General features: G+C 72.3%; 11 protein-coding genes. 1 reads left to right on the top strand and 10 read right to left on the bottom strand.

Annotated features, from left to right (window positions below; genetic code table 11):
• Positions 1–94: 94 nt before the first annotated feature.
• The 6 genes from HMPREF3159_RS01800 to HMPREF3159_RS01775 form a co-directional block, all read right to left on the bottom strand.
• Positions 95–496: a hypothetical protein gene (locus tag HMPREF3159_RS01800; RefSeq protein ID WP_070499402.1), complete on the bottom strand. Its 402-nt coding sequence runs from the start codon at positions 494–496 to the stop codon at positions 95–97.
• A 20-nt stretch (positions 497–516) separates the two neighbouring features.
• Complete coding sequence (gene dapB / locus HMPREF3159_RS01795) at positions 517–1302, bottom strand: 4-hydroxy-tetrahydrodipicolinate reductase (RefSeq protein ID WP_070499400.1); 786 nt, start codon at positions 1300–1302, stop codon at positions 517–519.
• A 64-nt stretch (positions 1303–1366) separates the two neighbouring features.
• On the bottom strand, positions 1367–2698 hold the full coding sequence (locus HMPREF3159_RS01790) for a M16 family metallopeptidase (RefSeq protein WP_070499398.1): 1332 nt from the start codon (positions 2696–2698) through the stop codon (positions 1367–1369).
• Positions 2699–2848: 150 nt separating this feature from the next.
• Positions 2849–5119: a polyribonucleotide nucleotidyltransferase gene (locus HMPREF3159_RS01785; protein ID WP_070499404.1), complete on the bottom strand. Its 2271-nt coding sequence runs from the start codon at positions 5117–5119 to the stop codon at positions 2849–2851.
• 186 nt (positions 5120–5305) lie between these two features.
• Positions 5306–5575 (bottom strand): 30S ribosomal protein S15, encoded by a 270-nt coding sequence (rpsO, locus tag HMPREF3159_RS01780; RefSeq protein ID WP_070499396.1) that lies wholly within the window; start codon positions 5573–5575, stop codon positions 5306–5308.
• A 154-nt stretch (positions 5576–5729) separates the two neighbouring features.
• Positions 5730–6746: a bifunctional riboflavin kinase/FAD synthetase gene (locus HMPREF3159_RS01775; RefSeq protein ID WP_070499394.1), complete on the bottom strand. Its 1017-nt coding sequence runs from the start codon at positions 6744–6746 to the stop codon at positions 5730–5732.
• A 352-nt stretch (positions 6747–7098) separates the two neighbouring features.
• Between HMPREF3159_RS01775 and HMPREF3159_RS01770 the strand changes: the two genes are divergently transcribed.
• Positions 7099–8634: a L,D-transpeptidase family protein gene (locus HMPREF3159_RS01770; RefSeq protein WP_070499393.1), complete on the top strand. Its 1536-nt coding sequence runs from the start codon at positions 7099–7101 to the stop codon at positions 8632–8634.
• A gap of 115 nt (positions 8635–8749) precedes the next feature.
• Here HMPREF3159_RS01770 and truB read toward each other — a convergent pair whose 3' ends face one another.
• From truB to infB, 4 genes are all read right to left on the bottom strand, one after another.
• On the bottom strand, positions 8750–9697 hold the full coding sequence (gene truB, locus HMPREF3159_RS01765) for a tRNA pseudouridine(55) synthase TruB (RefSeq protein ID WP_070499391.1): 948 nt from the start codon (positions 9695–9697) through the stop codon (positions 8750–8752).
• Positions 9694–10203 (bottom strand): 30S ribosome-binding factor RbfA, encoded by a 510-nt coding sequence (rbfA, locus tag HMPREF3159_RS01760; RefSeq protein ID WP_070499389.1) that lies wholly within the window; start codon positions 10201–10203, stop codon positions 9694–9696. Before rbfA ends, truB begins: the two co-directional genes overlap by 4 nt.
• Entirely contained in the window at positions 10200–11309 is a 1110-nt protein-coding gene (locus HMPREF3159_RS01755) for a TRM11 family SAM-dependent methyltransferase (RefSeq protein WP_070499387.1), read from the bottom strand. The genes rbfA and HMPREF3159_RS01755 overlap by 4 nt, the downstream gene beginning before the upstream one ends.
• A gap of 65 nt (positions 11310–11374) precedes the next feature.
• Positions 11375–13327: translation initiation factor IF-2 (gene infB / locus HMPREF3159_RS01750; RefSeq protein ID WP_070499385.1), on the bottom strand; the 1953-nt coding region annotated here is incomplete at its 5' end.

Below are 13327 nucleotides of genomic sequence, written 5' to 3'. Positions count from 1 at the left end.
TGGGCCTGAGCCCGGGGGCCTGCTCGTCGCGCCGCTCGGCGCACCGCTCGCCATCACGCTCGCCCGGGCTTCCGGCGCGAGGACGCCCGACGGGTCAGCTGCGGGCGGCCTCGATCGCGCGACGGGTCGCCATGCGCGCCCCCTTGCGGTCGCGCAGCGCGTCGTAGGCCAGGGCGAGGCGGAACCAGGCGCTCCACTCCCCCTCGCCGCCGCCCTGGACCGCGGTGCGCGCGGCCTCGAACTCGGCCCGGGGGTCCTCCGCCTCGGCGCCGGCCGGGGGCTCGTACCGGGCGGAGAGGTCGCCGGCGGCCATGCCGAAGAGCACCTCGCGCCAGGTCACCCACACGGTCAGCACCAGCAGCACCACGATGCCGATGGCCAGCCCGTACCCGAGCCCTCCCCCGGCGCGCACGAAGCCCCAGGCGATCCAGCCCAGGCCCCACGCATAGGCCGCAGTGACCAGAAGGAGCCCTGCGACCATCAGCTTCTCTCGCATCCCGGTCCCCGTCCCGGGCCTCAGCCGAGGTCCATGTAGCCGTCCAGGCCCACGGTGAGGCCCGGGTGCGAGGCGACCTCGCGCACGCCCAGCAGCACGCCGGGCATGAAGCTGATGCGATCGAAGGAGTCGTGGCGCAGCACGAACTGCTCTCCCACCCCGCCGAACTGCACGACCTCGTGGGCGACGAGGCCCCGCTGGCGCACCGCGTGGACGTGGATGCCGTCGACGACCGCGCCGCGGGCGCCGTCCGGGTCCTTCTCGGTGGCGTCCGGGACCGGGCCGAGACCCGCCGCGGCCCGGCCGCGGGCGATCGCGGCGGCGGTGTGGCGGGCGGGGCCGGAGGGGGCGTCGAGCTTGTTCTCGTGGTGCATCTCGATGATCTCGGCGCTGTCGTAGTAGCGCGCGGCGACCTCGGCGAAGCGCATTGCGAGCACGGCGCCGATCGCGAAGTTCGGGGCGATCAGCACGCCCACGCCCTCGGCGCCCGCGAGCCGCTCCCGCAGCGCCTCGAGCGACTCCTCGCTCCAGCCGGTGGTGCCGACCACGGCGTGGATGCCGTGGTCGATCAGCCAGGCGACGTTGTCGGCGGTGGCGGAGGGGACGGTGAGGTCGATCGCGACCTCGGCCCCGGCCTCGGCCACGGCGTTCAGGTCGTCGCCACGGCCGATCCGGGCGACGAGCTCGAGGTCGTCGGCGTCCTCGACGGCGCGGCAGGCGGCGGCGCCCATGCGGCCGGCGGCGCCGAGCACGGCGACGCGGGTGGGGTGTGCGGACGACGGGGTCTGGGCGGAAGCGGGGGTCATGGCGGCTCCTGGGGTCGTGGCGGTGCAGGGAGGGACGGGGACGGGGAGGGTCCGCGAGGCGGGGTCAGCGCTCGGGGCCGACCTCGACCCGGGTGCTGTACGAGCGGGACAGACGCGCGGCGAGGTCCCGCACATCGGCGACGTCGACCTCCCCGATGCGGGCGAGGGTCTCGTCGACGCTGGTGTAGCGGGCGTGGACCAGCTCGATGGTGCCGAGTCGGCCCATCCGGGAGCTGGTGTCCTCGAGGCCGAGCGCGAAGGAGCCGGTGATCTGGCCCTTCGCCCGGGTCAGCTCGAGCTCCTCGATACCCGCCTCGCCCATGCGGCCGAGCTCCTCGGCCAGCAGCTCGACGACCTGGCCCGTGCGGCCGGGACGGCAGGCGGCGTACATGCCGAACAGTCCCGCATCGCGGTAGCCGGCGCTGAAGGAGTAGACGGTGTAGGCCAGCCCCCGCTCCTCGCGGACGGACTGGAACAGGCGCGAGGACATGCCGCCGCCGAGCACGGACATCAGCACCGAGAGAGTGTGGCGGTCCTCGCTGAGCGCGGTGAGGCCCTGCCCGCCGAGGTAGATGTGGTTCTGCTCGGTGGGGCGGGCGAGACGGTGCGGGGCGAGCGCGGCGATGTCGGTGGTGATCCCCGTGCTCGGCACGGCGGTCGCGGCGCGCCGCCCGCGGGAGGGCAGCGCCCCCTCCTCCAGGCTCCAGCCGCCGCGGCGCAGGCCCGCGGCCAGGAGGCCGGCCAGCTCGTCGTGGTCGATGTCGCCGACGGCGGTGACCACGAGGTTGTCCGGCCGGTAGTGCTCGCGGTAGTGGGCGCGGACGTCCTCGATGGTGAGCGCCTCGACGCTCGCGGCGGTGCCGCCGACGGGACGGCCGAGCGCCGTGTCGGGGCCCAGCACCTGGGCGAGGAAGGTCTCGTAGCCGACGTCGTTGGGGTCGTCCTCCGCCATGGCGAGCTCCTCGAGGATGACCTCGCGCTCGGTGGCCAGGGCGTCCTGCTCGAGGACGGAGGCGGTGATCATGTCGGTGAGGACGTCCACGGCCATCGGCACGTCGGCCGAGCGCACCCGACCGTAGTAGAGGGTGTGCTCCTTGGCGGTGACGGCGTTGGAGTCGCCGCCCACCTCGTCGAAGGCGGTGGCGATGTCCATCGCGCTGCGGCGCCGGGTGCCCTTGAACAGCAGGTGCTCGAGCACATGGGTCGATCCCGCATGGGCGGGGGCCTCGTCGCGGGAGCCGACGGGCAGCCACAGCCCGATGCTCGCGCTGCGCACGCTGCGGTCGGTCTGGGTGAGCAGCCGCACCCCGCCGGGCAGGATGCTGCGCCGCACGCCGGTCGCGGCGTCGAGGATGACGTCGGAGGCAGGATCGTCGTAGAGGAGGTCGGAAGGCATCGCTCGATTGTTCCACGGGGCGGGTGGGAGGTCGCCGAGCCGTTCGTCACGGCGACCGGAGTGCACGGAGGGGAGGCGCCCGGGTTCGGGCGCCTCCCCTCCTGCTGTCGCCGGCCCCTGCGGGCGGGCGGACGGATCACTGCACGAGGATCACTCGGCGGTAATCTCCTCGGCGGCGACCGATTCCTGCGACTCGACAGCCTCGGCAGACTCGGCCTCGTCCTCGATCACGGCGAGGGAGATCTTGCCGCGGGCATCGATCTCGCGGATCTCCACCTCGATCTTCTGGCCGACCTTGGCGACATCCTCGACGTTCTCGACCCGCTTGCCGCCGTTGAGCTTGCGCAGCTGGGTGACGTGGAGCAGGCCGTCCTTGCCCGGGGTGAGCGAGACGAAGGCGCCGAAGTCGACCACGCGCACGACGGTGCCGAGGTAGCGCTCGCCGACCTCGGGGACCATCGGGTTGGCGATGGCGTTGACCGCGGAGCGGGCCGCCTCGGCCGAGGGGCCGTCGGTCGCGCCGATGTAGACGGTGCCGTCGTCCTCGATGGTGATGTCGGCGCCGGTGTCGTCCTGGATCTGGTTGATCATCTGGCCCTTCGGGCCGATGACCGCGCCGATCTTGTCGACCGGGATGGTCACCGCGAGCACGCGCGGGGCGTGCGGGCTCAACTCGTCGGGCGCGTCGATCGCCTCGCCCAGCACCGAGAGGATCGCCAGGCGCGCCTCGTGGGCCTGCGAGAGGGCGCCGGTGAGCACCGAGGCGGGCAGGCCGTCGAGCTTGGTGTCCAGCTGGATGGCGGTGACGAACTCCGAGGTGCCGGCGACCTTGAAGTCCATGTCGCCGAAGGCGTCCTCGGCCCCGAGGATGTCGGTGAGGGCCGCGTAGCGGGTCTCGCCGTCCACAGTGTCGGAGATCAGTCCCATCGCGATGCCGGCGACCGGGGCGCGCAGCGGCACGCCGGCGTTCAGCAGCGAGAGGGTCGAGGCGCAGACGGACCCCATCGAGGTCGAGCCGTTGGAGCCGAGGGCCTCGGACACCTGACGGATCGCATAGGGGAACTCCTCGCGGCTGGGCAGCACCGGCACGATGGCGCGCTCGGCGAGCATGCCGTGGCCCACCTCGCGGCGCTTCGGGGAGCCGACGCGGCCGGTCTCGCCGGTGGAGTACGGCGGGAAGTTGTAGTGGTGGATGTAGCGCTTGCGGTCGACGGGCCCGAGGGAGTCGATCTGCTGCTCCATCTTGAGCATGTTCAGCGTGGAGACGCCCAGGATCTGGGTCTCGCCGCGCTGGAACAGCGCCGAGCCGTGCACGCGCGGGAGCACCTCGACCTCGGCGGAGAGAGCGCGGATGTCGCGCAGGCCGCGGCCGTCGATGCGGACGCCCTCGGTGAGGACCTTCTTGCGCACGACCTGCTTGGTCAGCGCGCGGAAGGCGCCGGAGACCTCGGACTCGCGGCCCTCGAGCTGCGCGCCCTCGGCGGCGAGCTCGGCAGTGACCTCGCCGAGCAGCTGCTCGGTGCGCTCCTCGCGCTCGGTCTTCGCGGCGATGGACATGACCTCGGCCAGGCGCTCGGCCGCGGCGGCCTCGACGATGCCGTAGGCGTCCTCCTGGTAGTCCAGGAAGAGCGGGAACTCGCGCACGGGCTTCGCGGCCTTCGCGGCGAGCTCCTGCTGCGCCACGCACAGGCTGCGGATGAAGACCTTGGCGGCCTCGAGCCCCTCGGCGACGACGGACTCCGTCGGGGCGATCGCGCCCTGCTCCTTGATGAGCGTCCAGGAGTTGTCGGTGGCCTCGGCCTCGACCATCATGATCGCCACATCGTCCTCGACGATGCGACCGGCGACGACCATCGAGAAGACGGCCTCGTCCAGCTGCGCGAACGTCGGGAACGCGACCCACTGGCCGCCGCCCTGCGCGTCGGGCATGAGCGCGATGCGCACGCCGCCGATCGGGCCCGAGAAGGGCAGACCGGAGATCTGGGTGGAGGCGGAGGCGCCGTTGATGCCGACGACGTCGTAGGCGTCCTCGGGGTTGCAGGCCATGACGGTCAGCACGACCTGGACCTCGTTGCGCAGGCCCTTGACGAAGGCGGGGCGCAGCGGGCGGTCGGTGAGGCGGGCGGCGAGGATCGCGTCGGTGCCGGGGCGGCCCTCGCGACGGAAGAACGAGCCGGGGATGCGGCCCGCGGCGTACATCCGCTCCTCGACGTCGATGGTGAGGGGGAAGAAGTCGAAGTGCTCCTTCGGCTTGTTCGACACGGCGGTCGCCGAGAACACCATGGTGTCGTCGTCGAGGTAGACGGACACGGCGCCGGCGGCCTGCTGGGCGAGGCGGCCGGTCTCGAAGCGGATCTCGCGACGGCCGTAGGCGCCGTTGTCGATGACGGCGGTGGTGGCGGTGATGTCAGGGCCTTCCATGGCCATGGGGGATCTCCTTGGTTGAGGGGTGCCCCTGCCGGTGCGGCCTTCGTCAGTCACCCGCGGGGCCCGGGCGGGACCGGGGTCTCCGGTCGCCCGATCCGCAGGCCACTGCCGAGGACCGAACCTGGTCGGGGGCGGACATACGACACCGCCGCCCGCCCTGGGGGCGAGCGGCGGAGGGGATCAACGGCGGATGCCGAGGCGCTTGATCAGCGCACGGTAACGCTCGATGTCGTTCTCCTGGAGGTACTTCAGGAGGCGCTTGCGCTGACCGACCAGCAGCATCAGACCCCGGCGCGTGTGGTGATCGTGCTTGTGGGTCTTGAGGTGCTCGGTCAGGTAAGTGATGCGGTGGGTGAGCAGCGCGATCTGGACCTCGGGCGAACCGGTGTCGCCCTCGCCGGTCGCATACTCCGAGATGATCGCCTGCTTGGTGGCGGAATCGAAGGCCATACTGGTTCTCCTCAGGTCGTTGCGCGGCGCGCCGGGGCCTTCTGCCCCGGGCTCTTCCGACGAGCGGCCCCCGGGCGCACCTCACCCTTGCGGGTGTGCATTGGCTGGGGGCGGGATCGCTCTCCGCGGCCGATATGACGGCTCGGGAAGGATATCAGGAGCCCAGGTCGCTCCGGGAGCGCTCCGCCTCGAGAGTGCGGCGGGTCACCTCGACGTCCTCGGCCATCTGCTCCACGAGCGCGTCGATCGAATCGAACTTCAGCGTGGGGCGCTGGAACTCGACGAACTCCAGGCGCACGGTGTCGCCGTAGAGGTGGAGGTCGTGGTCGCCCAGCACGTACGCCTCGACGGTGCGGCGGGGCGCGCCGTCGGCCTCGAAGGTGGGGTTGGTGCCGATGGAGATCGTCGCCGGGGCGCCGGCCAGCGGCTCGTCGCCCGCGTGCGCGGGGTCCTGGGCGGTGACCGTCGCATAGCCGGCGTAGACGCCGTCGGCGGGGATCAGGCCCTGCGGCCGCGGGCCCAGGTTCGCCGTGGGGAAGCCGAGCTCGCGCCCGCGGCGGAAGCCGTGGTGGATCTCGTCGGTGACGGTGTGCAGCCTGCCCAGCGCCTCGTTCGCGGCGCGCACGTCGCCGGCGAGGAGGTCGCGACGGATCCCCGAGGAGGAGATCCGGCCGGTGCCCGCTCCCTCAGGGCCGAGGTCCGGGGCGGTGACGACCTCGAAGCCGTACTTCTCCCCCAGCTCGCGCATGGTGTCGATGTTCCCCGCGTTCGCCCGGCCGAACAGGGCGTCCTCGCCCAGCACCACGCACTTCGCACGCAGCCCCTCTACCAGGAAGATCCGCACGAACTCCTCCGGGGAGTGCTGGGCGAAGTCGAGCGTGAACTCGAGGTCGAGCACGCCGTGCAGGCCGGCGAGCAGGAGCAGGCGGTCTCGGTCCTCGTGCCCGGTCAGCAGCGGCGTCGCCTCGGGCGAGCCCATGACATGGCGCGGATGCGGCCAGAAGGTGAGGGCGACGGGGCTCAGGGAGCGCGCCTCGGCGTGGCGGCGCAACTGGTCCAGCACGAAGCGGTGCCCCCGGTGGACGCCGTCGTAGTTCCCGATCGAGACCGCGGTCTCGCCGAGATCGGCGGGCACCTCCAGGGCGGAGTGCCAGATGGGGAGGCGGGTCACGACGCGCTCAGGTCCTTCCGATGCCGGGTGCGGTCCGCGCACCCGTGCTCCGCCGCGCCGGCGGGCGGGCTGCGACGGCGGGTTCGCCGGAGGACACTGTAACGCTCGCAGGCCGGGGCCATCCGACGTCGCCACGGCACCGACACCCCGGGGCGTGCTCCGGGCCACCTGCCCGAGTGCGACCTGGACCTCGGCTGTTGCAGAGCTGTGACGAACCTCGGACCGGACATCGTGGTAGTACGCGGGACGCTCCGTTACTCTCGGACGGAAGGCGGCGCCGGGGAGGGACCCCTGTGCCCTGCGGCGCGAGCCGAGGGCGGACACGACGGCCGCCGAGAACGGATCTGGATCCATGACGAACGTGACCGATACGGCCCCGGGTGGCCGCAGCCGTCGCCGGGTCGCGCTGATCCTCGTGGCGATCCTCGCCGTCCTCGCCGTGATCCTCACCGGCGGGGCGCTGGCCTACGCCAAGCAGTTCGAGGGCCGCGCGCTGCCGGGCACCATGGTGCTCGGCCAGGACGTCTCCGGGAAGAGCCCCGAGGAGATCGCCGCCCTGGTGACCGAGCACGGCGAGTCCGTGAAGGTCTCGGTGACCGCCGGGGATCAGCAGCTCGAGGTGCCGCTGGCGGACCTCGGTGTGAGCGTCGACTCCGCCGCGACCGCCGCCGCGGCGCTCGAGCGCGACGACTCCCTGCCCGCGGTCATCTCCTCGACCTGGTCCGGCGAGCACAGCGTCGAGCCGGTCGTCGAGGTGGACGAGGCCGCTGTGGCCGAGTTCGCGAAGGGCCTGGTCCCCGAGGACATGACCACCCCTCTCGATGCGCAGGTCGTCTACGACGAGGAGGCGCAGGCCTGGAACGTCGAGCCCGGCCGCAACGGCCAGGGCGTGGACCCGCAGACCCTCGTCGAGGCCGTGAAGACCAAGGCGCCCGCCCTCGAGAGCTTCTCCGTGGAGCAGCCGATCGAGGAGATCGCCCCCGCGATCACCACCGAGGAGGCCGAGGAGGTCGTCGGCACGATCTCCTCGCTGCTCGAGCAGCCCATGTCGATCTCCGGCGCCGACGGTGAGACCCATGAGGTCTCCGCCGAGCGCCGCAGCGACTGGATCTCCGTGGCCCCGGACGAGTCCGGCGAGAACCTCACCATCGCGGTGGACGAGGACGCGGTGCGCGAGTGGGTCGCCACCCGCGCCGACAAGGACGCCGTCGAGCCGGAGAACGGCATCGAGCAGGTGGACGAGGCCGGCGAGGTCGTCAAGGTGGTCTCCGAGAAGAAGGACGGCCTGGAGATCACCAACACCGACGCCGTCGCCGACGAGCTGATCACCGCGCTGAAGGGCACCACTCCCCTGGAGGCCGCCTTCGAGACCAAGAAGCTCGAGGCCGAGGTCGACAAGGTCGACGCGCCGAAGGACGAAGAGGAGAAGGACGAGGAGAAGTCCTCGGACGACGAGAAGAAGGACGAGGAGTCGAAGGACGAGGAGCCCGCCGCCGAGCCGACCGGCGAGAAGTGGATCGACGTCGACCTCACCAACAAGACGGTCACCGCCTACGTGGGCGACACCCCCGTCTGGGGCCCGCGCTCGATGGTCGACGGCAAGGAGGGCAACGAGACCCCCACCGGCACCTACGAGATCTACCTGCGCTACGACCGTCAGGACATGACCAACGCGGCGTACTACCCCGAGGGCCATCCGAAGTACTACTACACCCCGGACGTCCCCTGGGTGCAGTACTTCCACCACGGGTACGGGTTCCACGGCGCACCGTGGCGCTCCTCCTTCGGGTACTCCGGCTCGCACGGCTGCATCAACCTGCCGGTCTCCGATGCGAAGTGGCTGTACGACTGGGCCAGCATGGGCACCAAGACGGTGGTGCACCGCTGAGCGGTCCCCGCTCCCCCGCACGGCAGTGAGAGAGGGCCCCTCCCGGGAACAGGAGGGGCCCTCTCTCCGTGCGAGCCCCGGTGCGGCGGTCCTGCCCGCGGGCTGCGCGGGAGGCTCAGCGGCGGGCGTCCTCGGGCACGACGAGCCGGGGGTGCCAGTCCCGTCCCTCGCGCTGCAGGACGGCCACCAGGCGGCCGGCCGTATCGAGGGCCGCGACCGGGGCGGCCTCCGGGCCGGCGTGCGCGGGATGGGGCCGGGAGGGCGCTCGCAGCTCCTGCGCGGAGCGGATCCGCTTCCCCGTCCCGAGCGCCGCGGCCTCGTCCTCCGAGACGTCCAGGACCGGCAGCACGCGCGCGGCGATCTCTCCGAGCCCGTGCAGGGGCAGGTCCACGTCGTCGCCCTCGCCGCGGGCGGGGACGTGCACCCCGTCCTCGACAGCGAAGGGGCCGACGGCGGTGCGGCGCAGCGCGGTGAGGTGCCCGCCGACGCCGAGGGCGGCGCCGAGGTCGCGGGCGAGGGCGCGGACGTAGGTGCCCGAGGAGCAGTCGACCACGGCCTCGAGGTCGAGGTGCCCGTCCCGCTCGGTGCGGGAGAGGATCTCGAAGCGCGGCACGCGCACGGGCCGGGCGGCGAGCTGGACGTCCTCCCCCGCGCGGGCGCGGGCGTAGGCGCGCTTCCCGTCGACCTTGATCGCGCTGACCGTCGAGGGGACCTGCTGGATGTCGCCGCGGAGCCCGTCGAGGGCCTCCTCGAGACGGGCGTCCTCGATCCCGGTGGCATCGACCCGCTCGCCCAGCGGCTCGCCCTCGCGGTCGTCGGTCGTGGTGGCGCTGCCCAGCCGGATCGTGGCGAGGTAGGTCTTGTCCAGGCCGACGAGATGGGTGAGCAGCCGGGTGCCCTGCCCGACGCCCAGCACGAGCAGGCCGGTGGCCATCGGATCGAGGGTGCCGGCGTGGCCGACCTTCTTGGTCCCCAGCAGCCAGCGCACGCGGGCGACCACGTCGTGGCTGGTGCGGTCCTCGGCCTTGTCGACGAGCAGGATGCCGTGGGGTGCGGAGGTCACGCCCGCTCGCGCCCCGGGGAGGTGCCCTCGTCGTCGTCCAGATCTTCGACGTCGAGGTCCTCGTCGTCGAGGTCCTCGTCCTCCTCGTCGCGGGGCTTGCGGTAGGGATCGGCCTCGCCGGCGTAGGCGGCGCCCTCCTTGGAGCGGGCGAGCTCCGCGTCGCGGCCGCGGGCCTCGCTGAGGAGGTCCTCGATGACGCGCGCGTTCTCGGGCACCGCATCGGCGATGAACTCGAGGGTGGGGGTCAGGCGCACGCCGGTCTGTCGGCCGACCTCGCGACGGAGCATGCCGGTGGCGCTGTGCAGCGCGGCGGCGGTGCCCTCGCGCTCCTCGTCGGTGCCGAAGACGGTGTAGAAGACGGTGGCGTGCTGGAGGTCGCCGCTGACGCGCACGTCGGTGATGGTCACGAAGCCGAGCCGCGGGTCCTTGACCCGGGTGTCGAGCATGGTGGCGACGATGACCTTGATGCGGTCGGCGAGCTTGAGGGCGCGGGGGTTGTCGTTCATGGGATGGGATCCTCCTGGTCGGCGCCGAGAGCGGCGAGCTCCTCGGCGCGGGGATGGTCGAAGGGGACCGCGAGCAGGATGTCACGGTCGATGGACTGGTCGACGCGGTGGCGGAAGGCGCCGTCGACGCTGAGCACGCGCAGCCCGGCGCCTGCGAGCACCGCGCTCGCCTCGGCGTGGTCGAGGGTGCGGCGGTTGACCGCGAGCGCGATCCCGGCGCCGTCGCGCAGCAGCGAGCGCCATCCGGGCGCCGCCTCGCGCAGCACCTCGAGCGGGGAGCGCTGCCAGGCGCCGCCCGCGCGGGAGCCGTGCTGGACGCCGTAGGGCAGGTCCCCGACCAGCGCGTCGACGGAGCCGCCGGGCAGCACCTCGCCCAGTCGGGTGGTGTCGCAGCCGAGCAGGGTCAGGCGCTGCCCTCCGCCGGCGCGCAGGGTCTGCTTGTCGGGGGCGAGCTCCGCCTCGGTCCGGCTGCCCAGCTGCTCGCCGTGCACGGTGAGCCGCGTGGTCTCCAGGGTGTGCTTGAAGCGGTGGGTGCGCAGCCAGGTGCCGAGGAACGCCCGGTAGGCCTCCACGTCCTTGCGGTCGATCTCCGCGCCGACGGGGCTGAGCCCGAGGCGCAGCGCCCGGTTCAGCGTGGTGCCGCGCCCGCACAGCGGATCGAGCAGGTCGAGGGTCCCGTCGAGGATCCCTGCGCGGCGGGCGGACAGGGCCGCGGCGAGGTTCACCAGCAGGGCGGTGAACTGCTCGTTGGTCTTGCCGGTGTAGCGCAGGGTGGTCTCGAGGTCGGAGGGGTGGCGCAGCACGGCGGGCAGGGGCCGGGGGCGCAGCAGCGGCCGGTCAGGGTCCTGGGGGTCCTCCTGCTGCACGTCGAGCACGCCGAGGGTGCCCGAGAGCATCGCCAGCAGCGCCTCGGTGCGCGACCCGCCCGTCGCGCCGCGCACCTCGAGCCCCGCCATCCCCCCGATCTCTCGGTCCCGCAGAGAGGGAACCGCGCCGAGATGGGCGCCGAGCACCCAGTGCGCCTCGGCGCGCGAGAGCGCCCCCGCGGCCCGCGCGTAGACGCGATTGGCCGAGGGGGCGCGGAGCAGGAGGGACACCTCGCTCATCGTGGTCTCCTCCCCCGCCGGCGCGGCCGGGCACTCCGGCGAAGGGGTGCCCGGCCGTCGCAGGATCAGCTGCGGGGCTTCTCCTGCATCTCGTAGGTGGTGATGAGGTCCTCGAGCTGGAGGTCGTTGAAGGACCCCAGGTTGATGCCGCACTCGTAGCCCTCGCGGACCTCGGTGACATCGTCCTTGAAGCGTCGCAGACCGGCGATCTCGATGTTCTCCGCGATGACCTTGCCGCCGCGGGTGATGCGCGCCTTGGCGCCGCGCTTGATGAGGCCGCCGCGCACGATCGAGCCGGCGATGTTGCCGAACTTGGAGGAGCGGAAGATCTCGCGGATCTCCGCCGAGCCGAGCTCGACCTCCTCGTACTCCGGCTTGAGCATGCCCTTGAGGGCCTGCTCGACCTCGTCGATGGCGTTGTAGATAACCGAGTAGTACTTGATCTCCACACCCTCGCGGTCGGCGTACTCCGCGTTCAGGCCCTCGGCCCGAACGTTGTAGCCGATGATGACCGCGTCCGAGGCGACGGCGAGGTTGATGTTGTTCATCGTGATCGCGCCGACGCCGCGGTCGATGATCCGCAGGTCCACGCCCTCGCCGACATCGATGCCCAGCAGCGACTCCTCCAGGGCCTCGACGGCACCGGCCGCGTCGCCCTTGAGGATGAGGTTGAGGGTCTCGATCTTGCCGTCGGCGACGTGCTTGTTGAGGTCCTCGAGCGAGATGCGCTTGCGGGCCTTGGAGAGCGAGGCGGCGCGCTTGGCGGCCTCCCGCTTCTCGGCGATCTGACGGGCGGTGCGCTCGTCCTGGGCGACCAGGAAGGAGTCACCGGCGCCGGGCACCGAGGTGAGGCCGAGGACCTGCACCGGGCGGGACGGACCCGCCTCGGTGACGTTCTCGCCGTTCTCGTCGAGCATGGCGCGCACTCGGCCGTGGCCGATGCCGCACACGATCGCGTCGCCGACCCGCAGGGTGCCCTGCTGGACCAGCACGGTGGCGACCGGGCCGCGTCCCTTGTCCAGGTTCGCCTCGATGGCCACGCCGCGCGCGTCCTTGTCGGGATTCGCCGAGAGCTCGAGGGCGGCGTCCGCGGTGAGCAGCACCGCCTCCAGCAGGTCGTCGATGTGCAGGTTCTCGCGGGCGGAGACGTCGACGAACATCGTCTCGCCGCCGTACTCCTCGGCGATCAGGTTGTACTCGGTCAGCTGCTGCCGGATCTTCTCCGGGTTCGCCTCGGGCTTGTCGATCTTGTTGACCGCGACCACGATCGGCACGTTCGCCGCCTGGGCGTGGTTCAGCGCCTCGATCGTCTGGGGCATCACGCCGTCGTCCGCCGCGACCACGAGGATCGCGATGTCGGTGACGTCCGCGCCACGGGCACGCATCGCGGTGAACGCCTCGTGGCCCGGGGTGTCGATGAAGGTGAGCTGGCGCTCGGCGCCCTCGTGCTCGACGTCGACCTGGTACGCACCGATGTGCTGGGTGATGCCGCCGGCCTCGCCCGCACCGACCTTCGCCTTGCGGATGGTGTCCAGCAGGCGGGTCTTGCCGTGGTCGACGTGACCCATGACGGTGACGACCGGGGGCCGCGGCATGCGGTCCGCCTCGTCCTCCTCGGCGAGCTCCGCATCGAGATCGATGTCGAACTGCTCGAGCAGCTCGCGCTCCTCGTCCTCGGGGGAGACGATCTCGATCTTGTAGCCGAGCTCGTTGCCGAGCAGCTCGAAGGTGTCCTCGTCCAGCGACTGGGTGGCCGTGGCCATCTCGCCCATCGCGAAGAGCACCGTGATCAGCGAGGCGGGGTTCACGTCGATGCGATCGGCGAAATCGGACAGCGAGGCGCCGCGGCGCATGCGGATGGTCTCGCCGTTGCCGCGGGGCAGCGAGACGCCGCCCGGTGCGGGAGCCTGCTGCTGCTCCCACTCCTGGCGCTTCGCGCGCTTCGACTTGCGGGAGCGGGCCGGCTTGCCGCCGCGACCGAAGGCGCCCTGCGTCGCGCCGCGACCGCCGCGACCGCG

It is taken from the genome of Brachybacterium sp. HMSC06H03 (assembly GCF_001807385.1).
GTDB classification, from domain to species: domain Bacteria; phylum Actinomycetota; class Actinomycetes; order Actinomycetales; family Dermabacteraceae; genus Brachybacterium; species Brachybacterium conglomeratum.
This window is presented reverse-complemented; position numbering and strand designations above follow the sequence as displayed.

Excerpts from the sequence above, each read along its gene's own strand:
- HMPREF3159_RS01800 (WP_070499402.1), bottom strand. The coding sequence starts at position 496 with ATGCGAGAGAAGCTGATGGTCGCAGGGCTCCTTCTGGTCACTGCGGCC.
- dapB (WP_070499400.1), bottom strand. The coding sequence starts at position 1,302 with ATGACCCCCGCTTCCGCCCAGACCCCGTCGTCCGCACACCCCACCCGC.
- HMPREF3159_RS01790 (WP_070499398.1), bottom strand. The coding sequence starts at position 2,698 with ATGCCTTCCGACCTCCTCTACGACGATCCTGCCTCCGACGTCATCCTC.
- HMPREF3159_RS01785 (WP_070499404.1), bottom strand. The coding sequence starts at position 5,119 with ATGGAAGGCCCTGACATCACCGCCACCACCGCCGTCATCGACAACGGC.
- rpsO (WP_070499396.1), bottom strand. The coding sequence starts at position 5,575 with ATGGCCTTCGATTCCGCCACCAAGCAGGCGATCATCTCGGAGTATGCG.
- HMPREF3159_RS01770 (WP_070499393.1), top strand. The coding sequence starts at position 7,099 with ATGACGAACGTGACCGATACGGCCCCGGGTGGCCGCAGCCGTCGCCGG.
- rbfA (WP_070499389.1), bottom strand. The coding sequence starts at position 10,203 with ATGAACGACAACCCCCGCGCCCTCAAGCTCGCCGACCGCATCAAGGTC.
- HMPREF3159_RS01755 (WP_070499387.1), bottom strand. The coding sequence starts at position 11,309 with ATGAGCGAGGTGTCCCTCCTGCTCCGCGCCCCCTCGGCCAATCGCGTC.